The organism is Pseudomonas sp. 382, from assembly GCF_002759075.1.
GTDB classification, from domain to species: Bacteria; Pseudomonadota; Gammaproteobacteria; order Pseudomonadales; family Pseudomonadaceae; genus Aquipseudomonas; species Aquipseudomonas vlassakiae.
The window spans coordinates 194,640-220,759 of the sequence record NZ_PEMX01000004.1; the positions used below are offsets into that span (position 1 = coordinate 194,640).

General features: G+C 61.5%; 24 protein-coding genes. 18 read left to right on the forward strand and 6 right to left on the reverse strand.

The window, feature by feature from the left end:
• Positions 1-91: 91 nt before the first annotated feature.
• Positions 92-847 carry a GntR family transcriptional regulator gene (locus CQW31_RS07185; RefSeq protein ID WP_054884128.1) on the reverse strand — a complete coding sequence of 252 codons (756 nt, stop codon included), beginning with the start codon at positions 845-847 and terminating at the stop codon, positions 92-94.
• Between the two features lie 285 nt (positions 848-1,132).
• Between CQW31_RS07185 and CQW31_RS07190 the strand changes: the two genes are divergently transcribed.
• Positions 1,133-2,482, forward strand: a complete 1,350-nt coding sequence (locus CQW31_RS07190) for an NCS2 family permease (protein ID WP_099814177.1) — start codon at positions 1,133-1,135, stop codon at positions 2,480-2,482.
• Positions 2,483-2,655: 173 nt separating this feature from the next.
• Here CQW31_RS07190 and uraH read toward each other — a convergent pair whose 3' ends face one another.
• Positions 2,656-3,009, reverse strand: coding sequence for a hydroxyisourate hydrolase (gene uraH, locus CQW31_RS07195; RefSeq protein ID WP_054884130.1), 354 nt, complete (start codon positions 3,007-3,009; stop codon positions 2,656-2,658).
• A 375-nt stretch (positions 3,010-3,384) separates the two neighbouring features.
• On the opposite strand from uraH, the gene puuE reads away from it, so the two are divergent.
• The 7 genes from puuE to CQW31_RS07230 all read left to right on the forward strand — a co-directional run bounded on the left by puuE (position 3,385) and on the right by CQW31_RS07230 (position 10,368).
• A complete protein-coding gene (gene puuE / locus CQW31_RS07200) occupies positions 3,385-4,311 on the forward strand; it encodes an allantoinase PuuE (protein ID WP_054884131.1) in 927 nt (308 codons plus the stop codon).
• On the forward strand, positions 4,311-4,826 hold the full coding sequence (uraD, locus tag CQW31_RS07205; RefSeq protein ID WP_099814178.1) for a 2-oxo-4-hydroxy-4-carboxy-5-ureidoimidazoline decarboxylase: 516 nt from the start codon (positions 4,311-4,313) through the stop codon (positions 4,824-4,826). Before puuE ends, uraD begins: the two co-directional genes overlap by 1 nt.
• A gap of 50 nt (positions 4,827-4,876) precedes the next feature.
• Positions 4,877-5,380, forward strand: a complete 504-nt coding sequence (locus CQW31_RS07210) for an ureidoglycolate lyase (RefSeq protein ID WP_054884133.1) — start codon at positions 4,877-4,879, stop codon at positions 5,378-5,380.
• Between the two features lie 45 nt (positions 5,381-5,425).
• Positions 5,426-6,754 (forward strand): urate hydroxylase PuuD, encoded by a 1,329-nt coding sequence (locus CQW31_RS07215; protein WP_054884134.1) that lies wholly within the window; start codon positions 5,426-5,428, stop codon positions 6,752-6,754.
• Positions 6,755-6,949: 195 nt separating this feature from the next.
• Complete coding sequence (locus tag CQW31_RS07220) at positions 6,950-8,305, forward strand: nucleobase:cation symporter-2 family protein (protein ID WP_054884135.1); 1,356 nt, start codon at positions 6,950-6,952, stop codon at positions 8,303-8,305.
• A gap of 144 nt (positions 8,306-8,449) precedes the next feature.
• A complete protein-coding gene (locus CQW31_RS07225) occupies positions 8,450-9,235 on the forward strand; it encodes an outer membrane protein OmpK (protein WP_054884195.1) in 786 nt (261 codons plus the stop codon).
• 350 nt (positions 9,236-9,585) lie between these two features.
• Entirely contained in the window at positions 9,586-10,368 is a 783-nt protein-coding gene (locus CQW31_RS07230) for an outer membrane protein OmpK (protein WP_054884136.1), read from the forward strand.
• An 88-nt stretch (positions 10,369-10,456) separates the two neighbouring features.
• On the opposite strand, the gene CQW31_RS07235 is transcribed toward CQW31_RS07230, so the two are convergent.
• Complete coding sequence (locus tag CQW31_RS07235) at positions 10,457-10,747, reverse strand: hypothetical protein (RefSeq protein ID WP_054884137.1); 291 nt, start codon at positions 10,745-10,747, stop codon at positions 10,457-10,459.
• Positions 10,748-10,896: 149 nt separating this feature from the next.
• Here CQW31_RS07235 and CQW31_RS07240 point away from each other — a divergent pair, with 149 nt between their 5' ends.
• Positions 10,897-12,840 (forward strand): LTA synthase family protein, encoded by a 1,944-nt coding sequence (locus CQW31_RS07240; protein ID WP_099814179.1) that lies wholly within the window; start codon positions 10,897-10,899, stop codon positions 12,838-12,840.
• Between the two features lie 139 nt (positions 12,841-12,979).
• On the opposite strand, the gene CQW31_RS07245 is transcribed toward CQW31_RS07240, so the two are convergent.
• The gene (locus CQW31_RS07245) at positions 12,980-13,894 is read right to left on the reverse strand and encodes a DUF808 domain-containing protein (RefSeq protein ID WP_099814180.1); all 915 of its coding nucleotides are present in this window, start codon (positions 13,892-13,894) and stop codon (positions 12,980-12,982) included.
• A gap of 132 nt (positions 13,895-14,026) precedes the next feature.
• On the opposite strand from CQW31_RS07245, the gene CQW31_RS07250 reads away from it, so the two are divergent.
• Positions 14,027-14,638 carry a TetR/AcrR family transcriptional regulator gene (locus tag CQW31_RS07250; protein WP_054884140.1) on the forward strand — a complete coding sequence of 204 codons (612 nt, stop codon included), beginning with the start codon at positions 14,027-14,029 and terminating at the stop codon, positions 14,636-14,638.
• A gap of 105 nt (positions 14,639-14,743) precedes the next feature.
• Here the strand turns inward: CQW31_RS07250 and CQW31_RS07255 are convergent, their stop codons facing one another.
• Positions 14,744-15,184 (reverse strand): heme-binding protein, encoded by a 441-nt coding sequence (locus CQW31_RS07255; protein WP_008091653.1) that lies wholly within the window; start codon positions 15,182-15,184, stop codon positions 14,744-14,746.
• Between the two features lie 257 nt (positions 15,185-15,441).
• On the opposite strand from CQW31_RS07255, the gene gcl reads away from it, so the two are divergent.
• From gcl to CQW31_RS07285, 6 genes are all read left to right on the forward strand, one after another.
• Complete coding sequence (gene gcl / locus CQW31_RS07260; RefSeq protein WP_054884142.1) at positions 15,442-17,217, forward strand: glyoxylate carboligase; 1,776 nt, start codon at positions 15,442-15,444, stop codon at positions 17,215-17,217.
• A 54-nt stretch (positions 17,218-17,271) separates the two neighbouring features.
• Positions 17,272-18,054, forward strand: coding sequence for a hydroxypyruvate isomerase (gene hyi, locus CQW31_RS07265; RefSeq protein WP_054884143.1), 783 nt, complete (start codon positions 17,272-17,274; stop codon positions 18,052-18,054).
• A 152-nt stretch (positions 18,055-18,206) separates the two neighbouring features.
• Entirely contained in the window at positions 18,207-19,100 is an 894-nt protein-coding gene (locus CQW31_RS07270; RefSeq protein ID WP_099814181.1) for a 2-hydroxy-3-oxopropionate reductase, read from the forward strand.
• Positions 19,101-19,332: 232 nt separating this feature from the next.
• Positions 19,333-20,607 carry a glycerate kinase gene (locus CQW31_RS07275; protein ID WP_054884145.1) on the forward strand — a complete coding sequence of 425 codons (1,275 nt, stop codon included), beginning with the start codon at positions 19,333-19,335 and terminating at the stop codon, positions 20,605-20,607.
• Positions 20,604-22,019, forward strand: a complete 1,416-nt coding sequence (pyk, locus tag CQW31_RS07280; protein ID WP_054884146.1) for a pyruvate kinase — start codon at positions 20,604-20,606, stop codon at positions 22,017-22,019. Before CQW31_RS07275 ends, pyk begins: the two co-directional genes overlap by 4 nt.
• A 207-nt stretch (positions 22,020-22,226) precedes the next feature.
• Positions 22,227-23,102 carry an urea transporter gene (locus CQW31_RS07285; RefSeq protein WP_099814182.1) on the forward strand — a complete coding sequence of 292 codons (876 nt, stop codon included), beginning with the start codon at positions 22,227-22,229 and terminating at the stop codon, positions 23,100-23,102.
• On the opposite strand, the gene CQW31_RS32060 is transcribed toward CQW31_RS07285, so the two are convergent.
• Entirely contained in the window at positions 23,087-23,881 is a 795-nt protein-coding gene (locus tag CQW31_RS32060; protein ID WP_099814183.1) for an RHS repeat-associated core domain-containing protein, read from the reverse strand. The genes CQW31_RS07285 and CQW31_RS32060 overlap by 16 nt on opposite strands.
• A 149-nt stretch (positions 23,882-24,030) precedes the next feature.
• Between CQW31_RS32060 and CQW31_RS07295 the strand changes: the two genes are divergently transcribed.
• Both CQW31_RS07295 and CQW31_RS07300 read left to right on the forward strand, forming a co-directional pair.
• Complete coding sequence (locus CQW31_RS07295; protein ID WP_099814184.1) at positions 24,031-24,852, forward strand: ion transporter; 822 nt, start codon at positions 24,031-24,033, stop codon at positions 24,850-24,852.
• A 208-nt stretch (positions 24,853-25,060) separates the two neighbouring features.
• Positions 25,061-26,062 (forward strand): sulfate ABC transporter substrate-binding protein, encoded by a 1,002-nt coding sequence (locus tag CQW31_RS07300; protein ID WP_054884150.1) that lies wholly within the window; start codon positions 25,061-25,063, stop codon positions 26,060-26,062.
• The last annotated feature ends 58 nt before the right edge of the window (positions 26,063-26,120 follow it).

Below are 26,120 nucleotides of genomic sequence, written 5' to 3' on the forward strand. Positions count from 1 at the left end.
AAACAGGCACCGCGGTGGATGGCACCGGCGTTGCTGGTGTTCGCGGCTGAAGCCGCTCCCACAAGGGAATGACGCAAGGCTTTGCAAACGATCAACCCTTAACGGACGCCTTGGGCTTTTTCAGCAGGTGCGAGAACACCGCATGCAGATCGTCCGAAGCGCTTTCCTCGTCTAGGTTCAGCTTGCTGTCGATATGGTCCATGTGGTGCATCATCAGGCTCACCGCTTGTTCGGCATCACGCGCCTCGATCGCATCGATCAGCTGCATGTGCTCGTCGTATGAGCAGTGTGAGCGCGTGCCGGTCTCATACTGGGCAATGATCAGCGAAGTCTGCGACACCAGGCTGCGCTGGAAGCTGACCAGCGGGGCGTTGCCTGCGGCCTCGGCCAGCTTCAGGTGGAACTCGCCGGAAAGCCTGATACCGGCACCGCGGTCGCCACGGGAGAAGCTGTCACGCTCCTCGCGCACCATCTGGCGCAGTTCGTTGAGCTGCTCCAGGGTGGCATGCTGCACCGCCAGCTCGGTGATGGCGCGTTCGACCATGCGCCGCGAGAAGAACACCTGGCGGGCCTCTTCCACCGTCGGGCTGGCCACCACGGCACCGCGGTTCGGCCGCAGCAGCACCACGCTTTCGTGGGCCAGGCGCGACAGGGCGCGGCGGATGATGGTGCGGCTGACGCCAAAGATCTCGCCCAGCGCTTCCTCGCTCAACTTGGTGCCCGGCGCCAATCGCTGCTCGAGGATCGCCTCGAAGATATGCGCGTAGACGATGTCGTCCTGGGTACCACTGCGGCCGGCCTTGCCAGTGCGCGCAGGTTTTTTCAGAGGTTGCAGCTGTTCGTTCATGGGCTCTCGAGGCACGAAGAGAAAGTATGGCGCCATTGTACACAGGCTGAGGCGATTCCGCAGGGGGCGTTTTGCCTATATAGCCGTTGTACGACGCATTGCGCGCACGAAACATAAAACATTATTTGCATTCTTTGTACACAAAAGCATAATCCACCGAGCAACTTCTTGACCCGTAAGTCAACAAAACGCGTCAGACGTCTGCCTTCCCTCGAGGAGCCACCAAGTGCATTGCTCAGGACCCTGGCTCCCACAACAACAAGAAAGACTTGAGGAGTACTCGCTGTGGAAAGCCGCAAATCCGAAGCCCCTACGCTGGATCTCGCGCCACCGCTCGAAACGAGTTGGCTGGAGCGGATTTTCAAACTCGAGCAACACGGCAGCACCGTCAAAACCGAACTGATCGCCGGGGTGACCACCTTCATCACCATGGCCTACATCATCTTCGTCAACCCCAACATCATGGCCGACGCCGGCATCGACCACGGTGCCGCCTTCGTCGCCACCTGCATCGCCGCCGCACTGGGCTGCCTGCTGATGGGCCTGTACGCCAACTGGCCGGTGGGCCTGGCACCAGGCATGGGGCTCAACGCCTTCTTTACCTACACCGTGGTCGGCACCATGGGCTACAACTGGGAAACCGCGCTGGGGGCTGTGTTCGTCTCCGGTGTGCTGTTCATGTTCCTGACCTTGTCCCGCGTGCGCGAGTGGCTGCTCAACAGCATCCCGGTGAGCCTGCGCCATGCCATGGGGGCCGGCGTCGGGTTGTTTCTCGGGCTGATCGGCCTGAAGACGGCCGGCATCATCGTTGATAGCCCGGCCACCCTGATCAAGCTGGGCTCGCTGCATGAACCAGGGCCGCTGCTGGCCGCGCTGTGCTTCCTGCTGATTGCCATCCTCAGCTACAAGCGGGTATTCGGTGCGATCCTGATCAGCATCATCGGCGTCACCCTGGCGGGCTGGGGCCTGGGCCTGGTCAAGTTCGGCGGGGTGATGTCGATGCCGCCGAGCCTGGCACCGACCTGGATGGCCATGGACGTGGCCGGCGTGTTCAACGTCAGCATGATCAGCGTGGTGCTGGCTTTCCTGTTCGTGCACATGTTCGACACCGCCGGCACGTTGATGGGTGTGGCCCAGCGGGCCAACCTGGTGGCGCCGGACGGGCGCATCGAGAACCTGTCGCGGGCATTGAAGGCGGACAGTGCTTCGAGCGTGTTTGGCGCGGTGGTCGGCGTACCACCGGTAACGAGCTATGTAGAAAGCGCTGCTGGTGTGGCTGCGGGTGGCCGAACCGGCTTGACGGCTGTGGTGGTGGGCGTTCTGTTCGTGGCGGCGATGTTCTTCGCGCCACTGGCCGGCATGATCCCGGCTTACGCAACTGCCGGTGCGCTGATCTATGTGGCGATGCTGATGATGGGCAGCATGGCGCACATCCACTGGGACGAAGCCACCGACAGCATTCCGGCGATCGTCACGGTGATCATGATGCCGCTGACCTTCTCGGTCGCCGATGGTATTGCCCTGGGCTTCATCAGCTATGTGGCGTTGAAGGCAGGTACCGGCAAGTACAAGGAAATCTCCGCCAGCCTTTGGGTGCTGTGCGCGATCTTCATTGCCAAGTTCGTGTTCCTCTGACCGAGGGAGCCTGGCTTCAGATTTTCAGCAGTCCCGAGATCGAGCCTCGCCCGCGCGGCGCTCGATCTCATGAATACCGCAGAATCCGCGCCTGTCACCTTCCTGCAGACGAAAAAAAGCCCGCCAGTGTGAGAGCGGGCCAAAGGACCTACGAAGATTCTTCTAGCGACCAACTAGCTTCCGCGATAGGTCGAATAGCTGTACGGCGAGATCAGCAGCGGCACGTGGTAATGCTCCTGCTTTTCATCGATGCCGAAGCGCAGCACGACAACATCCAAAAACGCCGTATCCGGCAGTTGTACGCCGCGGGCACGGTAGTAGGCGCCAGCGCTGAACTGCAGCTGGTAGACGCCGGTACGGTAATCGTCCCCTTGCAGCAGCGGCGCGTCGACGCGGCCATCGCTGTTGGTCAAGGCAGTGTTCACCAGCTCCAGCTGCTGGCCTTCGACGCGGTACAGCTCGACCTTGATCGAGCTGCCTGGGCAGCCATGCGCGGCATCCAGTACGTGTGTGGTCAAACGTCCCATCTGCTTGTCGCCTCTTGTTCACTCTATGGGCAAAAAATACACAGCTGCCCCGGGATGGGGCCCGCACTGTGCGGGGAATGAAGGCCATTAAGACATTTCAGCGCCAGATTGTACACAATTTTTTGATCCATTCCGCCTCAGCCCCGGTAAACCGGCCATCAGTCGCAACTACAGGCACCGTGCAGAGCCCAACAGAATTAACTGACCAAACAGGCAGGTTTCTTGCAACGGATTCTCAAGCGACAAAAGGGAAGAAATGCGGAAAAACAGGCTTACAAAAGATTTCAGAAGTTGTATACAATCAGCCCATCCGGTGGTGCGACATCCCGACGCGGCCCGCCCACCCCGCACTAACACACAAGAAGGAAGACTGCAGTGAGCGCTGACTATCCTCGCGACCTGATCGGTTACGGCAACAACCCTCCTCACCCGCAATGGCCGGGCAACGCTCGCATCGCGCTGTCTTTCGTCCTCAACTACGAGGAAGGTGGCGAACGCAACATCCTGCACGGTGACAAAGAGTCCGAAGCCTTCCTCTCCGAGATGGTCGCTGCCCAGCCACTGCAGGGCCAGCGCAACATGAGCATGGAGTCGCTGTACGAGTACGGCAGCCGCGCCGGCGTCTGGCGCCTGCTCAAGCTGTTCAAGGACAGCGGTGTACCGCTGACCATCTTCGCCGTGGCCATGGCCGCCCAGCGCCATCCCGATGTGATCCGCGCCATGGCCGAAGCCGGCCACGAGATCTGCAGCCACGGCTACCGCTGGATCGACTACCAGAACATGGACGAGGCCCAGGAGCGCGAGCATATGCTCGAAGCCATCCGCATCCTCACCGAAATCACCGGCGAGCGCCCCCTGGGCTGGTACACCGGCCGCACCGGCCCGAACACCCGCCGCCTGGTGATGGAGGAAGGTGGCTTCCTCTATGACAGCGACACCTATGACGACGACCTGCCGTACTGGGAACCGAACAACCCGACCGGCAAGCCGCACCTGGTGATCCCGTACACCCTCGACACCAATGACATGCGCTTCACCCAGGTGCAGGGCTTCAACTGCGGCGAGCAGTTCTTCCAGTACCTCAAAGACGCGTTCGACGTGCTCTACGCCGAAGGCGCCGAAGCCCCGAAGATGCTGTCCATCGGCCTGCACTGCCGCCTGGTCGGCCGCCCGGCGCGCCTGGCTGCGCTCAAGCGCTTCGTCGACTACGCCAAGAGCCACGACCAGGTCTGGTTCGCCCGCCGCGTGGACATCGCCCGCCACTGGCACGCCACCCACCCGTACAAGAAAGAGAACGCCTGATGACCGCCTTCAAGACCCTCAAGCCATCCGCCCTGGACCGTGACGCCTTCGTCAAGATGTTCGCCGACATCTACGAGCACTCGCCGTGGGTCGCCGAAAAAGCCTACGACCTGGGCCAGCTGGGCGAACTGGACGAGATCGAGGCGCTGCACCAGCGCATGAGCGACATCCTGCTCAGCGCCAACCATGCCGACCAGCTGGCGCTGATCAACGCTCACCCGGACCTGGCCGGCAAGGCCGCCATCCAGGGCGAGCTGACCGAATCGAGCACCAATGAGCAGGCCGGCGCCGGCATCCACCAGTGCACCGCCGAAGAGTTCGCCCGTTTCACCGAGCTGAATGACGCCTACAAAGCCAAGTTCCAGTTCCCGTTCATCATGGCGGTAAAAGGGAGCAACCGGCACCAGATCCTCGCCTCCTTCGAAAACCGCATCCATAACGATGCCGATACCGAATTCAAGGAAGCCCTGGCGCAGATCAACCTGATCGCCCTGTTCCGCCTGTTGCAGCTGTAAGCAACAGCCGAACCTTATTCAGCACATCGAACAATAGAAGAGATATCCGCATGCGCACCCTGATGATCGAGCCCCTGACCAAAGAAGCCTTCGCCGAATTCGGAGACGTGATCGAAACCGATGGCAGCGATCACTTCATGATCAACAACGGCTCGACCATGCGCTTCCACAAGCTCGCCACGGTCGAGACCGCAGAGCCCGAAGACAAGGCGATCATCAGCATCTTCCGCGCCGACGCGCAGGACATGCCGCTGACCGTGCGCATGCTGGAACGCCATCCGCTGGGCAGCCAGGCTTTCATCCCGCTGCTCGGCAACCCCTTTCTGATCGTGGTCGCGCCCGTTGGCGATGCACCTGTATCAGGCTTGGTCCGTGCCTTCCGTAGTAACGGCAGGCAGGGCGTTAATTACCATCGCGGCGTCTGGCACCACCCGGTGCTGACGATCGAAAAGCGGGATGACTTCCTGGTGGTTGATCGCAGCGGTTCTGGCAACAACTGCGATGAGCATTACTTCACCGAGGAACAGATGCTGATCCTCAATCCCCACCAATAAGAAAAGGTCGGTCATCGTTCACGGTGATCGGCAGAGGTACATACTGTGGAAGCACACCTTCACGAATGGCTGAACCTGAGCATTCGCTGGGTTCACATGATCACCGGCGTGGCCTGGATCGGTGCATCGTTCTACTTCGTCTGGCTGGAGAACCACCTGAACCGAAGCAACCCGCGCGATGGGTTGTCGGGTGATCTCTGGGCGATTCACGGCGGTGGTATCTACCACCTGGAGAAATACAAGCTCGCCCCCCCGAAAATGCCCGAGAACCTGCACTGGTTCAAATGGGAAGCCTACTTCACCTGGATGTCCGGTATCGCCTTGCTGTGCGTGGTGTTCTACTGGAACCCGAGCCTGTACCTGCTGGCACCCGGCAGCACCCTGAGCGGTGCCGAAGGCGTGGCCATCGGTATCGGTTCGCTGGTCGCCGGCTGGTTCATCTACGACTTCCTGTGCGACTCGCCGCTGGGCAAGCACCCTGCCCTGCTCGGCGCCGTGCTGTTCGTCCTGATCATTGCTGCCTGCTTCGGCTTCAGCCTGGTGTTCAGCGGCCGTGGTGCGTACCTGCACACCGGCGCGATCATCGGCACCATCATGGTCGGCAACGTGTTCCGCATCATCATGCCGGCACAGCGCCAGCTGGTGGCGGCGATCGAGAACAACCAGACACCGGACCCGGTACTGCCGGCCAAGGGCCTGCTGCGCTCGCGTCACAACAACTACTTCACCCTGCCGGTGCTGTTCATCATGATCAGCAACCACTTCCCGAGCACCTACGGTAGCCAGTACAACTGGCTGATCCTGGCCGGTATCGCAGTAGCCGCGGTTCTGATCCGCCACTACTTCAACACCCGCCACGACAGCAACAAGTACGCCTGGACCCTGCCGGTCGGTGCCCTGGCGATGATCTGCCTGGCCTACGTCACCGGTCCCAAGCCGATGGCTGTCAGCCCTGAGCAGGCCGCAGCGAAGGTCGAGTACCAGCCACTGCCAGCCACCGCCGTCGGGGGCAAGACCGCAGCCGAACTGCGCGCTGAAGAAGCCGCCAAGGCCGCCGAAGCACCAGCCGCACCCGCCGAGGCCCCGGCCCAGGCAACGGCTCAAGCCGCCGGTGGCGACTTCGAGAAGATCCATAAAGTCATCCAGGAACGCTGCAGCGTGTGCCACTCGTCGAAACCGACCAGCCCACTGTTCAGCGCAGCACCGGCCGGCGTGATGTTCGACACCCCGCAGCAGATCCAGGCCCAGGCCGCGCGCATTCAGGCGCAAGCGGTCGCCAGCCAGATCATGCCGCTGGGCAACATCACCCAGATGACCGCCGAAGAGCGCAAGCTCGTCGGTGACTGGATCGCCAAAGGCGCTCAGGTCAACTGATCCATCGGGCACCCCGCTCTCGTTGTGGGAGTGGCTTGCCCGCGAAGAGGCCGGTAAATCCGGCCTCCGCTTCAAGACATACGCAACAAGCAAGCATCGAGCGTTCGACTGCTGGCGGGAAAACCGGGCTGCCTTGGCCCGCCGCTTGCGACCGGCGCTTGGATCCGAGAATAAAAACAAAACTCGAGGTGCTGCATGTCCGAGTCACGCAAGGCGTACATCCCAGTTGCGCCGCCGCGACAGCCTCTGCCCCTGTTCCAACTGATCCTGGTTGGCCTGCAACATGTGTTGCTGATGTACGGGGGGGCGATCGCCGTCCCTCTGATCATCGGCCAGGCCGCGGGTTTGTCCCGTGAAGAAGTCGCTTTCCTGATCAACGCCGACCTGTTGGTGGCCGGTGTCGCTACCATCATCCAGTCGTTCGGTATCGGCCCGGTCGGGATCCGCATGCCGGTGATGATGGGTGCCAGTTTTGCTGCCGTCGGCAGCATGGTGGCCATGGCCGGCATGCCGGGCGTAGGCCTGCAGGGGATCTTCGGCGCGACCATCGCTGCCGGGTTCTTCGGCATGCTGATCGCGCCGTTCATGTCCAAGGTCGTACGCTTCTTCCCGCCCCTGGTCACCGGTACGGTGATCACCTCGATTGGCCTGTCGCTGTTCCCCGTAGCGGTCAACTGGGCGGGTGGCGGCCAGGACGCCACCACCTTCGGTTCGCCGATCTACCTGCTGGTGGCTGGCCTGGTGCTGGCAGTCATCCTGTTGATCAACCGCTTCATGCGCGGCTTCTGGGTCAACGTGTCGGTGCTGGTGGGCATGGGCCTTGGCTACATCCTGGCCGGCTCCATCGGCATGGTCGACCTGTCGGGCCTGGGCGACACGCCGTGGCTGCAAGTGGTCACGCCACTGCACTTCGGCATGCCGACCTTCAGCCTGGCGCCGATCCTGTCGATGTGCCTGGTGGTGGTGATCATCTTCGTCGAGTCGACGGGCATGTTCCTCGCCCTGGGCAAGGTGACAGACCGCGAAGTGACACCTGGGATGTTGCGTCGCGGCCTGTTGTGCGATGCCGGTGCGTCGTTCGTCGCCGGCTTCTTCAACACCTTCACCCACTCATCGTTCGCCCAGAACATCGGCCTGGTGCAGATGACTGGCGTGCGTTGCCGTTACGTCACAGTAATGGCCGGTGCCCTGCTGATCATGCTCAGCCTGCTGCCCAAGGCGGCCTTCCTGATCGCCTCGATCCCGCCTGCGGTGCTGGGCGGCGCGTCCATCGCCATGTTCGGCATGGTCACCGCCACCGGGATCAAGATCCTCCAGGAAGCCGACATCGGCGACCGCCGCAACCAGTTGCTGGTGGCGGTGAGCGTCGGCTTTGGCCTGATCCCCGTGGTCAAGCCGGAGTTCTTCGCGCAAATGCCGCAGTGGATGGAACCCATCACCCACAGCGGGATCGCCATGGCCACGGTCAGTGCCCTGGTGCTCAACGTGCTGTTCAACATCCTGGGTGGTGCCGAGCGCGCCGTGCATAACGACGCCTGCCACCAGCATTGAGCCCTGAGCGGGGCGGCGCAGCGTGCCGCCCCTGCTCACATTCCGTAGTAACCGTTTCACCGTCGGCCCGCCGGAATGGGCCGCTCGGGGCGCCTGCGCGCCGAAAAAACCGCCAACAAAAACAATAAGTCCGGGAATCACAACATGAAGCGCATCGCATCAAGCCTGCTGCTGGGCAGCAGCCTGCTGGCCACCCTCCCCGCCCATGCAGGCGATTGGCTGCTGTGGCACGGCGAAAGCCTGACCTACCTGTATGGCAAGGATTTCAAGGTCAACCCGAGCATCCAGCAGACCGTCACCTTCGAGCATGCCAACAAATGGAAGTACGGCGACACGTTCATGTTCGTCGACAAGATCTTCTACAACGGCAAACCCGATCCCGGCAAAGGCGTGACCACCTACTACGGTGAGTTCAGCCCGCGCCTATCGTTCGGCAAGATCTTCGACCAGAAGCTCGCCTTTGGCCCGGTCAAGGACGTGCTGCTGGCCATGACCTACGAACGCGGCGAAGGCGACAACGAGGCCTACCTGATCGGCCCCGGCTTCGACCTGGACATTCCCGGCTTCAACTACTTCACCCTGAACTTCTATGTGCGCAACACCGAGGGCAGCCGCCCCGGTGACAACGTCTGGCAGATTACCCCCGGCTGGTCCTACACCATCCCTGTGGGCAAATCCGACATTCTGATCGACGGTTACATGGACTGGGTCACCGACAACGACCAGAACAAACGTGGCACCTACCATGCCAACCTGCACTTCAACCCGCAGGTCAAGTATGACCTGGGCAAGGCCCTGAATATCGGTGCCAAACAGCTCTACGTCGGCTTCGAATACAGCTACTGGAAAGACAAGTACGGCATCGACAGCCGCGGCAATCTGGACAGTAATCAAAGTGTCGCCAGCGCGCTGATCAAAGTACACTTCTGAAAATCTGACCAAACGCCCAAGTTTGAATCACCGTGCTCCAGGACGGAGCACTTGAGGCGCGGCGCGCAAGCCAGTAATCTGCGCGCCCCCTCGATCACGGCACAATGGATTCTGCCGGCGTTTACTGACCGCTCAGTCAATGAATTCGGGCGGTTGGCCGACGTGTTGCCAGCCTGAAATACCCATTTTCATCCGTTCAGAACGAGTCGAGCAGGAAGGTAGCAGCTAACCCCGAAAAGTTGGCGCAGCTCTTGCCAAACAGTTGTGGCCAATCGAAAAAAGCTGACTCAAAAGACAAAAAAGCGCCAACGAGCGCTGACAACAGATCAATCAAGGGAGCGACACTCGCAATGCGTACTATCAACAGCCTGATTCTCGCGGGCGGCCTGCTGGCCTGCGGCACCACCTTCGCCGGCGACCTGCTGCAGTGGCAGAACAACAGCCTGACCTACCTGTGGGGCAAGAACTTCAAGGTCAACCCAGAGATCCAGCAAACCTTCACCTTCGAACATGCCGATGGCTGGAAGTACGGCGACAATTTCTTCTTCGTCGACAAGATTTTCTACCAGGGCAAGAAGGACGCCAACAACGGCCCCAACAGCTACTACGGCGAATTCAGCCCGCGCCTGTCGTTTGGCAAGATTTTCGACCAGAAGCTTGAGTTTGGCCCGGTCAAGGACGTGCTGCTGGCCGCGACCTACGAGTTTGGCGAGGGTGACGTCGAGTCGTACCTGATCGGCCCGGGCTTCGACCTGAACATTCCTGGCTTCGACTACTTCCAGCTCAACTTCTACAACCGCATGCCTGAAGGCAGCCGCGCGGGTAACAATGTCTGGCAGATCACTCCGGTCTGGTCCTACACCATTCCGGTCGGTGACTCCGATGTGCTGATCGACGGCTTCATGGACTGGGTCGTTGACAACGACGAGAACCGTCACGGTACTTACCACGCCAACCTGCACTTCAACCCGCAAATCAAGTACGACCTGGGCAAGGCCCTGCACCTGGGCGAGAAGCAGCTGTATGTCGGTGTCGAGTACGATTACTGGAAAGACAAGTACGGCATCAAGGACAGTGATGGTTTCACCACCGACCAGAACACCATGAGTTTCCTGGTGAAAGTGCACTTCTGATCGGCTGAAACGTGACAGCGCCGTTACCTGGCGGCGCCGTCATAGTTCTCACTTGTAAGCTTTAACTTACAACATTTTCAGCGCTGTCTTACTTACAAATAGAAGTTGCCTTACAGGTCAGAAAAATGCCCGCCGGCAGCACGATTCCAAATACCAGCAATACCAACTCCACTTGGTGGTGCGGTATGACCCTTAAGATATCCAGCACCAGCACTACCGACTTGATCGCCAAGACCAAGCCGAGCATCGCGCAACACTTCCAAAGCGCCTGAAAGTGCGCACCGCGCAGCACGAGGCCAAGCCCCAGAGCCCACCAGGCAAGCGCCGTGAGCAGGTACAGGGCCAAGTGACAGGCGTCGTGAGTCAGCACACCAAACATGTGTTTTCCTTCCGATCAACTCTGAAATCGCAAGTTACGCCTATAAAGCCATCGCCTTCGCACGAACGGCGAATTTTTGACAATATTTTTGCAACTTTTCTACTAGACTGTCGGCCTCGCACACCCAAGAAAGAAAACAGGCCAACTAGATGCGTACTCCCCTACCTGCGCCCTGGCGCTATCTGCTGTTGCTTTGCTCAACCTGGTTCGGCATCTTCCTGCTGACACGATTGTTATTGCTGTTCACTCATATGAATGAGTTCAGCGGCAACTATTTTTCGATCTTCTTTGACGGGGCGATCTACGACCTGAGCTTCCTCATCTACACGGCCTTGCCGCTGGGCCTGTACCTGGCGCTGTGCCCAACCAGATTGTGGCGCTCGCGCGCCCACCATTGGCTGCTTGGCGGCTTGCTGGTGGTCAGCCTGTTCGTGATGCTGTTCGTTGCCGTGGCCGAGTGGCTGTTCTGGGACGAATTCGGCGTACGCTTCAACTTCATCGCCGTCGACTACCTGGTCTATTCCAAGGAAGTGCTGGACAACATCCGCGAGTCCTACCCACTGCCCGCATTGCTCAGCGGCATCGCGGTGGCTGCGGTCCTGCTTGCCCTGGTGTTGCGCAAGCCATTGGCCCAGGCCCTCGCCGGCCCTGCCGCCACCTCGCGTCAGCGCGTGTCCGGGCTGGCTGTGCTGGCCGTACTGGTCGGCCTGAACAGCGTAGTGATCGACCAGCAGTTCCCACGCGGCCAGGGCGGCAATGCCTATCAGCGCGAGCTGGCCAGCAACGGCCCGTACCAGTTCTTCGCCGCCTTCCGTAACAACGAACTGGACTACACCCAGTTCTACGCCAGCCTCGGCGCCGGCGAAGTCGGCGCGCAGATGCATCAGGAGCTGGCCGAACCCAATGCACAGTTCCAGGGCCAGGAACCCCAGGACATCCGCCGCCACATCAGTGCAAACGGTGAGCAGCGCACGCCCAACATCATCCTGGTGACCATCGAAAGCTTCAGCGCCAAGTACATGGGCAGTAACGGCGATGCGCGCAACCTCACGCCGAACCTCGATGCCCTGCGCCGCGAGAGCCTGTACTTCAACAATTTCTATGCCACCGGCACCCGTACCGACCGCGGCCTGGAAGCCATCACCCTGTCGATCCCGCCTACCCCGGGCCGCTCGATCGTCAAGCGCATCGGCCGCGAAAGCGACTACGCCAGTCTCGGCCAGCAACTGACCGCCAAAGGCTATGACGCGGTATTCGTCTACGGCGGGCGCGGCTACTTCGACAACATGAATGCGTTTTTCAGCGGCAACGGCTACCGCATCGTCGACCAGAGCAGCGTCGATGAAAGCGAAATCAGTTTCAAGAATGCCTGGGGCATGGCCGACGAGGACCTGTACCGGCAGACCCTCAAGCTGGCCGATGCCGATTACGCCCGGCAGAAGCCGTTCTTCCTGCAGCTGATGACCACTTCGAACCACCGCCCCTACACCTACCCGGACGGCCGCATCGACATTCCGTCAGGCGACGGCCGCGAAGGCGCGGTGAAGTACACCGACCATGCCATCGCTCAGTTCCTCAAGGAAGCCAAGGGCAAGCCATGGTTCGACAACACCTTGTTCGTGTTTGTCGCCGACCACACGGCCGGCAGTGCCGGGGTCGAGGACCTGCCGGTGAACAACTACCAGATTCCGCTGTGGATCTACGCGCCAAAAATGATCGAGCCCCGCGAAGACAGCAAGCTGGCCAGCCAGATCGACCTGGCCCCGACCCTGCTGGGCCTGCTCAACTTCGACTACACCTCGACCTTCTTCGGCCGCGACCTGCTCAAGCAAGACGACCTGCCACCACGGGTGCTGATCGGCAACTATCAGCACCTGGGGTTGTTCGATGGCAACGACCTGGCCATTCTCAGCCCGCGTGGCGGCATGCGTGTGCATGAAGACGCGCTGGGCAAGAGCCACGAAACCACGGTCGCCAGCGACAACCCGCTGATCCGCCGGGCGATCGCCTACTACCAGAGCGCGGCCTACGGCTTCAGCCAGGGCCTGCTGGCCTGGAAGCCCGAGCTGCAGGGCGCCACGACCGAAAACTGATCGCGATGCATGGCACCGGCTCCGCCGGTGTTCGCGGGCTTGCCCGCTCCCACAGGTTGAGCGCCAGCTTCAGGGCATGCGCGATTCCTGTGGGAGCGGGCGAGCCCGCGAACCGGGGCGAAGCCCCGGCCATACAGCCTTAGCGGACCGGGCGAACCATACGCCACAGTTTCCCCGCAACCGCCACCACTGCCAGTACCACGGCCCCGGCCAGCACACCGGCCACGCCATTGAGCAGGCCGCTGGTCAGCGCCCCTCCGCGCCCTTCGCTGAACGCCTCTATTGCGTGATGCAGCGGCGCCACGCCGTGTACCAGAATGCCGCCACCGACCAGGAACATCGCCGCAGTACCGATCACCGAGAGGCTCTTCATCATGTAGGGCGCGGCTCGCAGGATGCCATTGCCGATCGAACGGGACAGCGCTGAAGATTTCTGGGTCATCCACAGCCCCAGGTCGTCAAGCTTGACGATCCCCCCCACCAGGCCATACACACCGATGGTCATGACCACCGCGATGCCCGAGAGCACGATGATTTGCTGTGTCAGCGGCGTGTCGGCGACGATGCCCAGGGTAATGGCGATGATTTCGGCGGAGAGGATGAAGTCGGTACGCACCGCGCCCTTGACCTTGGCTTTCTCGAACGCTACGAGGTCGACAGCGGCATCGGCCACAGCCTCCTTGCGTGCCTCGTGATGCAGCTCGTCCTCTTCCTTGCTGTGCAGAAACTTGTGCGCCAGCTTCTCGAAGCCTTCGAAGCACAGGTAGGCGCCGCCAAGCATCAGCAGCGGCGTCACCGCCCAAGGGATGAACGCGCTGATCAACAGCGCCGCCGGCACCAGAATCGCCTTGTTCACCAACGAGCCCTTGGCCACCGCCCAAACCACCGGAAGCTCGCGATCGGCGCGCACACCGGTAACCTGCTGGGCATTGAGCGCCAGGTCGTCGCCCAGCACACCTGCGGTCTTTTTCGCCGCAACCTTGGTCATCACCGACACATCGTCGAGCACCGTGGCGATATCGTCGATCAGTACCAGTAAACTGCTTCCTGCCATGTCTGTTTGTATCCGAATGAGTCGATTTGCCGGATTCTAGCCCAAAGCCCCTGCCTTGAGCGCCCGTCGGGCGCGGTGCTACCATGCCCGATCCCTCTTAGAGGTGGCCAGACACGAGGAAGATCCCTGACCATGAGCACCATTCGCGAGCGCAACAAGGAGCTGATCCTGCGCGCAGCCAGTGAAGAATTCGCCGACAAGGGCTTCGCCGCCACCAAGACCAGTGACATCGCCGCCAAGGCCGGCCTGCCCAAGCCGAACGTGTATTACTACTTCAAATCCAAGGACAACCTCTACCGCGAGGTCCTGGAGAGCATCATCGCGCCGATCATGCAGGCATCGACGCCGTTCAATGCCGACGGTGATCCGAAAGAAGTATTGAGTGCTTACATCCGCTCGAAGATCCGCATTTCGCGTGACCTGCCCCATGCCTCGAAGGTGTTCGCCAGCGAAATCATGCATGGCGCACCGCACCTCTCGCCAAGCCAGGTGGAACAGCTGAACGAGCAAGCCCGGCACAACATCGAGTGCATCCAGCGCTGGATCGACCGCGGGCAGATCGCCCATGTCGATGCCCACCACCTGATGTTCAGCATCTGGGCGGCGACCCAGACCTATGCCGATTTCGATTGGCAGATTTCGGCGGTGACCGGCAAGGCCAGGCTGGCCGACAGCGATTACGATGCTGCGGCCGACACCATCATTCGCATGGTGCTCAAGGGCTGTGAGCCCGAGGCGGCCTGAGCCACCTATGTAAGCCATTCGCGGGCACGCCCGCTCTCACAGGGATAGCGCTGTACCTGTGGGAGCGGGCGTGCCCGCGAATAGGCCAGAACAGGCAGTAGAGAATTAAGCCGCTACACCCGCATCAGCCTTCAACCCCACCTCTTCGATCGCACTGATCGCGCACTGCTCGTCGATATCCGACGTATCGCCGCTGATCCCCACAGCGCCCAGCACCTTGCCATCCTGATCACGAATCAGCACACCACCCGGCGCCGGCACCACCGGCCGCTCGCCCAGGCCGTTCAACGCCGCGAAAAACGCCGGCCGTTGCTGCGCATCCAGCGCCAGCAGGCGCGAGCCCTTGCCCAGGGCAATCGCACCCCAGGCCTTGCCGGTGGCCACTTCCGGGCGAATCAAGCTGGCGCCGTCCTCGCGCTGCAAGGCCAGCAAGTGCCCGCCGGCATCCAGCACGGCCACGGTCAGTGGCGCTGCATTGATCTTGCGGCCCGCCGCCAGCGCGGCGTTCACCAGGCTGACGGCGACTTTCAGGTTCAAAGCGTTCATGGAAAGGTCCTCTTCTTGTTGTGAGAAGCCCTGAGGGCAGGTGAAAAACCGATGAACCAATAGAACACAACTGAATTAGTTTTTGTATACAATAAATTGAAACGATCGTATGCGATACCGCAAACCACCGTTTTCACGGGCGCTCGAACGAAAGGGATCGTGTCCGACGAAAACCCGTTGACCTGAGCGGCCAGCCATGAATACACTCTGGCACAAAGCAAGTTGTATACAATTACAAAATCAATGAGGCACAAACCATGAGCAAAATGAGAGCAATCGATGCAGCCGTTCTGGTCATGCGCCGTGAAGGTGTAGATACCGCGTTCGGCATCCCGGGGGCTGCCATCAACCCGCTGTATTCGGCCCTGAAGAAAGTCGGTGGCATCGATCACGTCCTCGCTCGTCACGTCGAAGGCGCCTCGCACATGGCCGAGGGCTACACCCGGGCCAACCCAGGCAACATCGGCGTGTGCATCGGTACCTCCGGCCCAGCCGGCACCGACATGGTCACCGGCCTGTACAGCGCCTCGGCCGACTCCATCCCGATCCTCTGCATCACCGGCCAGGCACCCCGTGCCCGCCTGCACAAGGAAGACTTCCAGGCTGTCGATATCACCAATATCGTCAAGCCAGTCACCAAATGGGCCACCACCGTTCTGGAGCCGGGCCAAGTGCCCTACGCTTTCCAGAAGGCCTTCTATGAAATGCGCACCGGCCGCCCAGGCCCGGTGCTGATCGACCTGCCGTTCGACGTGCAGATGGCCGAAATCGAATTCGACATCGACGCCTACGAGCCACTGGCAATCAACAAGCCGTCCGCCACCCGCGTACAGGCCGAAAAAGCCCTGGCCCTGCTCAATGACGCCGAGCGCCCGCTGCTGGTAGCCGGTGGCGGCATCATCAACGCCGACGCCAGCGACAAGCTGGTCGAGTTCGCCGAACTGACCGGCGTACCGGTAATCCCGACCCTGATGGGCTGGGGCACCATCCCGGACGACCACGCACAGATGGTCGGCATGGTCGGCCTGCAGACCTCGCACCGCTACGGCAACGCCACCCTGCTGAAATCCGACCTGGTGTTCGGTATCGGTAACCGCTGGGCCAACCGCCACACCGGTTCCGTCGACGTCTACACCGAAGGCCGCAAGTTCGTGCACGTGGACATCGAACCGACCCAGATCGGCCGCGTATTCACCCCGGACCTGGGTATCGTTTCCGACGCTGGCAAGGCGCTGGACGTGTTCCTCGAAGTGGCCCGCGAGTGGAAAGCCGCAGGCAAGCTGAAGTGCCGCAAGGCCTGGCTGGAAGATTGCCAGCAGCGCAAGGCGAGCCTGCAGCGCAAGACCCACTTCGACAACGTGCCGGTCAAGCCGCAGCGCGTATACGAAGAGATGAACCAGGTATTCGGCAAGGACACCTGCTATGTCAGCACCATCGGCCTGTCGCAGATCGCCGGTGCGCAGTTCCTGCACGTGTACAAGCCACGCCACTGGATCAACTGCGGCCAGGCCGGCCCGCTGGGCTGGACCATCCCAGCCGCGCTGGGCGTGGTCAAAGCCGATCCGAAGCGCAAGGTCGTCGCGCTGTCGGGTGACTACGACTTCCAGTTCATGATCGAAGAACTGGCCGTCGGTGCGCAGTTCAACCTGCCGTACGTCCACGTGCTGGTGAACAACGCCTACCTGGGCCTGATCCGTCAGGCACAGCGTGGCTTCGACATGGATTACTGTGTACAACTGGCGTTCGAGAACATCAACTCGACCGACGCTGCCACCTACGGTGTCGACCACGTTGCTGTGGTCGAAGGCCTGGGCTGCAAGGCCATCCGCGTGTTCGAGCCGGCCGAGATCGCCCCTGCCCTGCTCAAGGCACAGAAGATGGCCGAAGAGTTCCGCGTGCCGGTCGTGGTCGAAGTGATCCTCGAGCGTGTGACCAACATTTCCATGGGCACCGAGATCAACGCGGTCAACGAGTTCGAAGACCTGGCCCTGGTCGGTAACGACGCGCCAACCGCCATCTCGCTGCTGGACTGATCGCCTGACGCCCCCAGGCTTGCCCTGGGGGCCTTCATCGCAAGGAGACAACCCATGCCTCGCTTCGCTGCCAACCTGTCCATGCTGTTCACCGAACAGGACTTCCTGGCCCGCTTCAAGGCTGCCGCCGACGCTGGTTTCAGCGGTGTCGAATACCTCTTCCCATACGATTTCAGTGCTGCCGAAATCAAGCAGCAACTGGACGCCAATGGCCTGACTCAGGTGCTGTTCAACCTTCCTGCCGGCGATTGGTCGAAAGGTGAGCGCGGTATCACCTGCCACCCAGACCGCGTCGAAGAGTTCCGCGCCGGCGTAGACAAGGCCATCGAATACGCCAAGGTCCTGGGCAACACCCAGGTCAACGCCCTGGCCGGCATCCGTCCACAAGGCCTGCAGTGCGCCGACGTGCGCAAGACCTTCGTGGAAAACCTGCGCTACGCTGCCGACAAGCTCAAGGCTGCGGGGATCCGTCTGGTCATGGAAATGATCAACACCCGCGACATCCCTGGCTTCTACCTGAATACCACCAAACAGGCGCTGGAAATCCAGGCCGAAGTCGGCAGTGACAACCTGTTCCTGCAGTACGACATCTACCACATGCAGATCATGGAAGGTGACCTGGCTCGCACCATGGAAGCCAACCTGAAACTGATCAACCACATCCAGCTGGCCGACAACCCGGGCCGCAACGAACCAGGCACTGGCGAGATCAACTATCGCTTCCTGTTCGAACACCTGGACCGCATCGGCTACCAGGGCTGGGTGGGCGCGGAATACAAGCCGCTGACCACCACCGAAGCGGGCCTGGGCTGGCTGAAAACGCACAACGTCATTTAACGGCTGAACACAGATCTCTGTGGGAGCGGGCTTGCCCGCGAACACCGGCGAAGCCGGTGCCATCCACCGGGTTTCTGCTTCGCGGGCAAGCCCGCTCCCACAGGGGGCCAATGCTTGCTTGAGATATCACAATTACAAAGAGGTAATTTCTCATGGCTAAAATCGGTTTCCTCGGCACTGGCATCATGGGCAAGCCCATGGCGCAGAACCTGCAGAAAGCAGGCCACAGCATCTTCGTTTCCACCCACCACGATGCGGCACCGGCCGACCTGATCGCCGCTGGCGCCGTGGCTCTGGCCAACCCGAAGGAAGTGGCCCAGGAAGCCGAGTTCATCATCATCATGGTGCCGGATACCCCACAGGTCGAAAGCGTCCTGTTCGGTGAAAACGGCGTCGCCGAAGGCGTGGGCCCGAACAAGGTGGTGATCGACATGAGCTCGATCTCCCCTACCGCCACCAAAGCCTTCGCCGAGAAGATCAAGGCCACTGGCGCTGCCTACCTGGACGCCCCGGTGTCCGGCGGTGAAGTCGGGGCCAAGGCCGCGACCCTGAGCATCATGGTCGGTGGCTGCCCGAAAGCCTTCGAGCGCGCCCAGCCGCTGTTTGAAGCCATGGGCAAGAACATCACCCGCGTCGGTGGCAACGGTGACGGCCAGACCGCCAAGGTTGCCAACCAGATCATCGTCGCCCTGAACATCCAGGCCGTTGCCGAAGCCCTGCTGTTCGCCGCCAAGAACGGCGCTGACCCAGCCAAGGTGCGTGAAGCGCTGATGGGCGGCTTCGCGTCGTCGAAGATCCTTGAAGTGCACGCCGAGCGCATGATCAAAGGCACCTTCGACCCAGGCTTCCGCATCAACCTGCACCAGAAGGACCTTAACCTGGCCCTGCAAGGTGCCAAGGAACTGGGCATCAACCTGCCCAACACCTCCAATGCCCAGCAAGTGTTCAACACCTGCCAGGCCCTGGGCGGCGGCAACTGGGACCACTCGGCGCTGATCAAAGGCCTGGAGCACATGGCCAACTTCTCGATCCGCGACGATAAATAAGACCTTTCTGGCCTCTTCGCGGGCTCGCCCGCTCCCACAGGTACTGCGCAAGCCTGAGGGCCACGATATTCCTGTGGGAGCGGGCAAGCCCGCGAAGAAGCCAACACCTATGAACCTGCGACCACAGGTCCATAGGTGACCCCGAGCAACACCCGCCCCTGGTTCGGCCTGCACGGAGGCAGTTCCAGGGGCGTTTTCGATTCTGCAGAACAACAATAAATGGGAGCCTGCCATGTCGGTCGATCCGCAAAAACTTCTCCGCGACCTGTTCGACACAGCCATCGCCGCCGCCCACCCACGCCAGGTGCTCGAACCCTACCTGCCCGCCGACCGTAGCGGCCGGGTCATCGTCATCGGCGCCGGCAAGGCCGCAGCCGCCATGGCCGAAGTGGTCGAAAAAAGCTGGCAGGGCGACGTCTCCGGGCTGGTCGTGACCCGCTACGGTCACGGCGCCAACTGCCAGAAGATCGAGGTGGTCGAAGCCGCTCACCCGGTCCCCGACGCCGCCGGCCTGGCCGTGGCCAAACGCGTGCTGGAGCTGGTCAGCAACCTCAACGAAGAAGACCGCGTCATCTTCCTGCTGTCCGGCGGTGGGTCCGCCCTGCTGGCGCTGCCAGCCGCAGGCCTGACCCTGGCGGACAAGCAACAGATCAACAAGGCGCTGCTCAAATCCGGCGCCACCATCGGCGAGATGAACTGCGTGCGCAAGCACCTCTCGGCGATCAAGGGCGGCCGCCTGGCCAAGGCCTGCTGGCCAGCCACCGTCTACACCTATGCCATTTCCGACGTGCCTGGCGACCTGGCCACCGTCATCGCCTCGGGCCCGACCGTGGCCGACCCGAGCACCTCGGCCGATGCCCTGGCAATCCTCAAGCGCTACAACATCGACGCGCCGAAAGCCGTCATCGACTGGCTCAACAACCCGGCCTCGGAAACCGTCAAGGCCGATGACCCGGCCCTGGCCCGCAGCCACTTCCAGCTGATCGCCAAACCGCAGCAATCGCTCGAAGCCGCGGCGGTCAAAGCCCGCCAGGCCGGCTTCAGCCCGCTGATCCTCGGTGACCTGGAAGGTGAATCGCGCGAAGTGGCCAAGGTGCACGCCGGCATTGCCCGGCAGATCGTGCTGCACGGCCAGCCGCTGAAGGCGCCCTGCGTGATCCTCTCGGGCGGTGAAACCACCGTCACCGTGCGCGGCAATGGCCGTGGCGGGCGTAATGCCGAGTTCCTGCTCAGCCTCACCGAAAGCCTCAAAGGCCTGCCCGGAGTGTATGCCCTGGCCGGTGACACCGACGGCATCGACGGTTCGGAAGAAAATGCCGGCGCCTTCATGACCCCGAGCAGCTACGCCCGCGCCGAAGCCCTGGGCCTGTCGGCCAGCGACGAGCTGGACAACAACAACGGCTATGGCTACTTCGCCGCGCTCGATGCCCTGATCGTCACCGAGCCGACCCGTACCAACGTCAACGACTTCCGCGCCATCCTGATCCTCGAGACTGCCCAATCATGACGCCTGATAAAAAAGTAAAGATCCTCGCCACCCTCGGCCCTGCGATCAAAGGCATCGACGACATCCGCCAGCTGGTCGAAGCCGGGGTGAACATCTTCCGCCTCAACTTCAGCCACGGTGAGCACGCCGACCACGCCCTGCGCTACCAGTGGATCCGCGAAGTCGAGCAGCAGCTGAACTACCCGCTGGGCATCCTCATGGACCTGCAAGGGCCAAAGCTGCGCGTCGGCCGCTTCGCCGAGGGCAAGGTCCAGCTGCAACGCGGCCAGGCCCTGCGCCTGGACCTGGACAAGACCCCGGGCGACAGCCGTCGGGTCAACCTGCCGCACCCCGAGATCATCGCGGCACTGGAGCCAGGCATGGACCTGCTGCTCGACGACGGCAAGCTGCGCCTGCGGGTGACCGCCAAGCACAATGACGCCATCGACACCGAAGTGCTGAACGGTGGCGAGCTGTCCGACCGCAAGGGCGTCAACGTGCCGCAAGCGGTGCTCGACCTCTCCCCGCTCACCGAGAAAGACCGCCGCGACCTGGCTTTCGGCCTGGAGCTGGGTGTTGACTGGGTAGCCCTGTCGTTCGTGCAGCGCCCGGAAGACATCGTCGAAGCGCGCCAGCTGATCGGTGACCGCGCCTACCTGATGGCCAAGATCGAAAAACCATCGGCAGTCGAACAACTGCAAGCCATTGCGGAACTGGCCGATGCGATCATGGTGGCCCGTGGCGACCTGGGCGTGGAAGTGCCGGCCGAAAGCGTGCCGCAGATCCAGAAGCGCATCATCGGCACCTGCCGCCAGTTGGGCAAACCCGTGGTGGTGGCCACCCAGATGCTCGAATCGATGCGTTTCTCGCCAGCACCGACCCGTGCCGAAGTGACTGACGTAGCCAACGCCGTGGCCGAAGGCGCCGACGCGGTGATGCTGTCGGCCGAGACCGCCTCCGGTGACTACCCGCTGGAAGCCGTGCAGATGATGAGCAAGATCATCCGCCAGGTGGAGAACGGCCCGGATTACCAGGCCCAACTCGACGTCGGCCGGCCAAAGGCCGAGGCCACCGTGTCGGACGCCATCAGCTGCGCGATCCGCCGTATCAGCGGCATCCTGCCGGTGGCGGTGCTGGTCAACTACAGCGAGTCGGGTGCTTCGACCCTGCGTGCCGCCCGCGAGCGGCCACGGGCGCCGATCCTCAACCTGACGCCGAACCTGGCCACTGCCCGCCGCCTGAGCGTGGCCTGGGGCGTGCACTCGGTGGTCAACGACCGCCTGCGCCAGGTCGACGAGGTGGTCTCCACCGCCCTGGAGATCGCCCAGGCGCAAGGCATGGCCAGCCGTGGCGACACGCTGCTGATCACCGCCGGCGTGCCTTTCGGCAAGCCGGGTTCGACTAATACCTTGCGGATCGAGACTCTGGTCTGAGATCGCCGGGGACGCTTTGCGCCCCTTTCGCGACACAAGGCAGCTCCCACAGGGACCATGTATCCATGCCTCGGCGCGGTCCCTGTGGGAGCGGCCTTGCGTCGCGATTGGAGGGCAAAGCCCTCCCCGAACACCGAGACACCAGACCTGCGGAAAACCGAGGCCCAAAGAGGCCCACCGCTTCCCCATCAACCTTGCTGACTGCCCATGTACACCAAGAATTTCGTCAACCCGTGCCCCGACTGGGCCACGGCGCTGCTCAACGGCTTCAGCCAGGTGCTGCTGCTGCGCAACCCCCTGTGCGGCCTGTGCTGCCTGCTGGCCATCCTGCTGACCGCCCCCGACCTGGTCGGCGGCGCCCTGCTGGGCGCCCTCGCCGGCCTGCTCACCGCCCAACGCCGCGGCTACGACCGCGCCGACCGCCAGGCCGGGCTGTACTGCTACAACGGCGTGCTGATCGGCATCCTGACCAGCGCCGTGCTGCCCTGGTCGGCGATCCTGCCGCCGCTGATCATTGCCGCCGGCGGCCTGTCCAGCATCATCACCCACCAGTGGCGCAAGCGCGGCGGCAAGCTGCTGGTCGCCTACACCGCGCCGTTCGTGCTCCTGGGCTGGGTCGCCTTGCTGTTCGCAAGCCCCGCACCCAGCGGTTTCGTCGAGGCAGAACCGGCGTATGCCCTGGCGCGTGGCGTGGGGCAGATCTTTCTGCTCGACCAGCCGCTGGCCGGGTTGCTGATCATCGTCGGGATGTTCATTGCCAACCCCTATGCGGCCATGTGGGCCGTGCTCGGTTCGGCCATTGGCGGCGGCGTGGCGTTGCTCGCCGACCAGGCGCAAGCTGCGTGGCTGGGCTTGTTCGGCTTCAATGCCGCGCTGGCAGCGCTGGCCTTCAGTAGGCAAGGCGAAAAACCTTGGGTGACATTGCTGGCCATCACCCTTGCGCTACTGTTGCAATCGCTGTTCAAGCAGCTGCCAGTGCCCGGCCTGACAGCACCTTTCGTCGCTGCCTGCTGGCTGATTCATGTGGCGAGTCATTTAGGCCGCAGGAAACAGAAAATCAGCTCCCATCAATTCCGGAGCTGACTGTTCGATGCGTACACCGGCGGCTGCCGTACGTTAGTTTGAATACGTACCACACGATCAGTTCTTGGTGGAAGCGGAGGTGGAGGACCAAAATCCGGAGCTAGCGAAAACATGTCACCCCCCATGACCTCACCGCCTGAAAGAAGATTGCGGTGTACGAGAGGGTGAACCGCTTTGAAACGATACATCTCAGTTGTGATGTTCAAGCTCTTCAATTGCTGTTCAATCAGCAACTTCATTTTCACATTCTGTGGATCGGGTTGTGCAATGGCAGAGAACCGCCCCTTATTGTCCCTAAATACCATAAAAACTCTGTGATCCGAATTGATGAAGCTTTGCGTCTGAACGTGCGTTTCGCTGTCAGGGATTGCCATGGGTTTCAGCGCTTTCTTGGCGTATTTTTTGTTTAGACCGTGCTTAGCAATCAATGCCGACAGCCCAGTACCTTTGCGTCCTGAAGGGTCAATTTTGTTTATCGGGTCGCCCGAGCAATACGCATAGCAATTGAACCCGCCGTCTCCGAACGGGCTGAGGGCATCTGGACTATGGAAACGAAATAGTCGAGGTCGGTAGAGTCGATGCCCGTTGCCTAAAAGATATCCCTGACTCATCGGTTCATGGTACTGGCCATTGAATGTCAGCAGGGTCTGCGCCTGATTTGCCGTCTGGTAACCATAAGGCCCATAGCAGAAATGACCGCGTTGGCCTTGTACACCAAAGGCTCCAGCCATTAATTCATTCTGCAGGTGATTTTTACGAGCTCCATCAAGGTTAAGCATTGCAGCTGTCCTAGATCCGTCAAATAGAGTATTACATTGACAAATCCACGAGCAGGTTAAAACTGGTAGTTTTATCAGGGCGGTTACTCACTCTCGCTGTAGTTTTCAAGGCAAGACTGCTCGTCCTCATGCTTTTGGAATCAAATTCAATGCCTTTTCCACCTTCCGTGCGCGAACGCCTCTACATCATGGTCTTCCAGACCGACACCGTAGCCGGCCGACGCTTCGACAAGATCCTCCTGCTGATCATCCTGGTCAGCCTGGTCACGGTGATCCTCGACAGCATCGACGAAGTCCACCAGGGCTACGCCGGCCTGCTGGCCGCCATCGAGTGGGGCTTCACCGCGATCTTCCTGGCCGAGTACCTCACCCGCCTGTACTGCTCGCCCAAGCCCTTGCGCTATGCCTTCAGCTTCTACGGCCTGGTCGACCTGCTGGCGATCGTGCCGGGGATCATCGCCCTGTACTACAGCGACGCCCAGTACCTGCTGATCATCCGGGTGATCCGGATGTTGCGGATCTTCCGCGTGCTCAAGCTCAGCCCCTACCTCAAGCAGGCGCACTACCTGATGGAGGCGCTGCGTGGCAGCAAGCAGAAGATCATCGTGTTTCTGGTGACGGTATCCACCCTGGTGACGGTGTTCGGCACGCTGATGTATGTGATCGAAGGGCCGGAGCATGGCTTTACCAGCATCCCGAAAGGCATCTATTGGGCCATCGTCACGCTGACGACGGTGGGCTTTGGCGATATCGTGCCGAAGACGCCGCTGGGCCAGGTGCTGTCGTCTTTGGTGATGATCACCGGTTATTCGATCATTGCCGTGCCGACGGGAATCTTTACTGCAGAATTGGCCAATGCCATGCGCGGGGAGCAGTTGCAGCATGACTGCCCGACTTGCAGCAAGAAGACCCACGAACATGGCGCCGCTTTCTGCTCGCGCTGCGGTAACGTGCTGTTTCCCAAGCAATGATGCTGCCTGAACCGGCCTCTTCGCGGGCACGCCCGCTCCCACAGGGACCGCGCATAATTCAGGCCTGTGGTGATTATGTGGGAGCGGGCGTGCCCGCGAAGAGGCCAGTACAGACAGAGGCATAACCAAAGTGTTTTTTGTTCTTTAGCCCGCATTAACCCACCCGCTATAGTCGCAGGCAATCTGCCATCGATAACAAGGACGCAACGTGAAAAAGCTCTTCACCGCCTCACTGCTCGCCGCCGGCCTGGCCCTCGGCAACCTGGCCCAGGCTGCCCCGACCCTACTGAACGTTTCCTACGACGTGATGCGCGATTTCTACAAGGACTACAACCCGGCCTTCCAGAAGCACTGGGAAGCCGAGCACAACGAGAAGGTCAATGTGCAGATGTCCTTCGGCGGCTCGAGCAAGCAGGCGCGTGCGGTGATCGATGGCCTGCCGGCCGATGTCATCACCATGAACATGGCCACCGACATCAACGCCCTGGCCGACAACGGCAAGCTGGTGCCAGACAACTGGGTGACCCGCCTGCCGAACAACAGCGCGCCGTTCACTTCGGCCACGGTGTTCATCGTGCGCAAGGGCAACCCGAAGGCCTTGAAGGACTGGCCCGACCTGCTCAAGGACGGCGTGCAGGTGATCGTGCCCAACCCCAAGACTTCCGGTAACGGCCGCTACACCTACCTGTCGGCCTGGGGCTATGTGCTCAAGCAAGGTGGCGATGAAACCAAGGCCCGCGAATTCGTCGGCAAGCTGTTCAAGCAGGCTCCAGTGCTCGACACCGGTGGCCGTGCCGCCACCACCACCTTCATGACCAACCAGATCGGCGACGTACTGGTCACCTTCGAGAACGAAGCCGAGATGATCGCCCGCGAGTTTGGCCGCGATCAGTTCGAAGTGGTCTACCCGAGCGTGTCGGCCGAGGCCGAGCCGCCGGTGAGCGTGGTCGACAAGGTGGTGGCCAAGAAAGGCACCCAGGCCGTGGCCGAGGAATACCTGAAGTACCTGTGGTCGCCAGCGGCCCAGGAAATCGCGGCGCAAAACTACCTGCGCCCGCGTGATGCGACGGTACTGGCCAAATACAACGACCGCTTCCCGAAAGTCGACTTCCTGTCGGTGGAGAAGACCTTTGGTGACTGGCGCACCGTGCAGAAGACCCACTTCAATGACGGTGGCGTGTTTGACCAGATCTATACCAATCAGCAGTAATTGATGTAGGCAGGACCGGCCTCTTCGCGGCTAAAGCCGCTCCCACAGGGTCCTGCAC

Coding starts and splice junctions, on each gene's coding strand:
- CQW31_RS32060 (WP_099814183.1), bottom strand. CDS start 23,881: ATGCTTAACCTTGATGGAGCTCGTAAAAATCACCTGCAGAATGAATTA.
- CQW31_RS07230 (WP_054884136.1), top strand. CDS start 9,586: ATGCGTACTATCAACAGCCTGATTCTCGCGGGCGGCCTGCTGGCCTGC.
- CQW31_RS07185 (WP_054884128.1), bottom strand. CDS start 847: ATGAACGAACAGCTGCAACCTCTGAAAAAACCTGCGCGCACTGGCAAG.
- CQW31_RS07210 (WP_054884133.1), top strand. CDS start 4,877: ATGCGCACCCTGATGATCGAGCCCCTGACCAAAGAAGCCTTCGCCGAA.
- CQW31_RS07240 (WP_099814179.1), top strand. CDS start 10,897: ATGCGTACTCCCCTACCTGCGCCCTGGCGCTATCTGCTGTTGCTTTGC.
- hyi (WP_054884143.1), top strand. CDS start 17,272: ATGCCTCGCTTCGCTGCCAACCTGTCCATGCTGTTCACCGAACAGGAC.
- uraH (WP_054884130.1), bottom strand. CDS start 3,009: ATGGGACGTTTGACCACACACGTACTGGATGCCGCGCATGGCTGCCCA.
- uraD (WP_099814178.1), top strand. CDS start 4,311: ATGACCGCCTTCAAGACCCTCAAGCCATCCGCCCTGGACCGTGACGCC.
- CQW31_RS07275 (WP_054884145.1), top strand. CDS start 19,333: ATGTCGGTCGATCCGCAAAAACTTCTCCGCGACCTGTTCGACACAGCC.
- CQW31_RS07285 (WP_099814182.1), top strand. CDS start 22,227: ATGTACACCAAGAATTTCGTCAACCCGTGCCCCGACTGGGCCACGGCG.
- gcl (WP_054884142.1), top strand. CDS start 15,442: ATGAGCAAAATGAGAGCAATCGATGCAGCCGTTCTGGTCATGCGCCGT.
- CQW31_RS07245 (WP_099814180.1), bottom strand. CDS start 13,894: ATGGCAGGAAGCAGTTTACTGGTACTGATCGACGATATCGCCACGGTG.
- CQW31_RS07255 (WP_008091653.1), bottom strand. CDS start 15,184: ATGAACGCTTTGAACCTGAAAGTCGCCGTCAGCCTGGTGAACGCCGCG.
- CQW31_RS07225 (WP_054884195.1), top strand. CDS start 8,450: ATGAAGCGCATCGCATCAAGCCTGCTGCTGGGCAGCAGCCTGCTGGCC.
- CQW31_RS07235 (WP_054884137.1), bottom strand. CDS start 10,747: ATGTTTGGTGTGCTGACTCACGACGCCTGTCACTTGGCCCTGTACCTG.
- CQW31_RS07220 (WP_054884135.1), top strand. CDS start 6,950: ATGTCCGAGTCACGCAAGGCGTACATCCCAGTTGCGCCGCCGCGACAG.
- CQW31_RS07250 (WP_054884140.1), top strand. CDS start 14,027: ATGAGCACCATTCGCGAGCGCAACAAGGAGCTGATCCTGCGCGCAGCC.
- pyk (WP_054884146.1), top strand. CDS start 20,604: ATGACGCCTGATAAAAAAGTAAAGATCCTCGCCACCCTCGGCCCTGCG.
- CQW31_RS07295 (WP_099814184.1), top strand. CDS start 24,031: ATGCCTTTTCCACCTTCCGTGCGCGAACGCCTCTACATCATGGTCTTC.
- CQW31_RS07270 (WP_099814181.1), top strand. CDS start 18,207: ATGGCTAAAATCGGTTTCCTCGGCACTGGCATCATGGGCAAGCCCATG.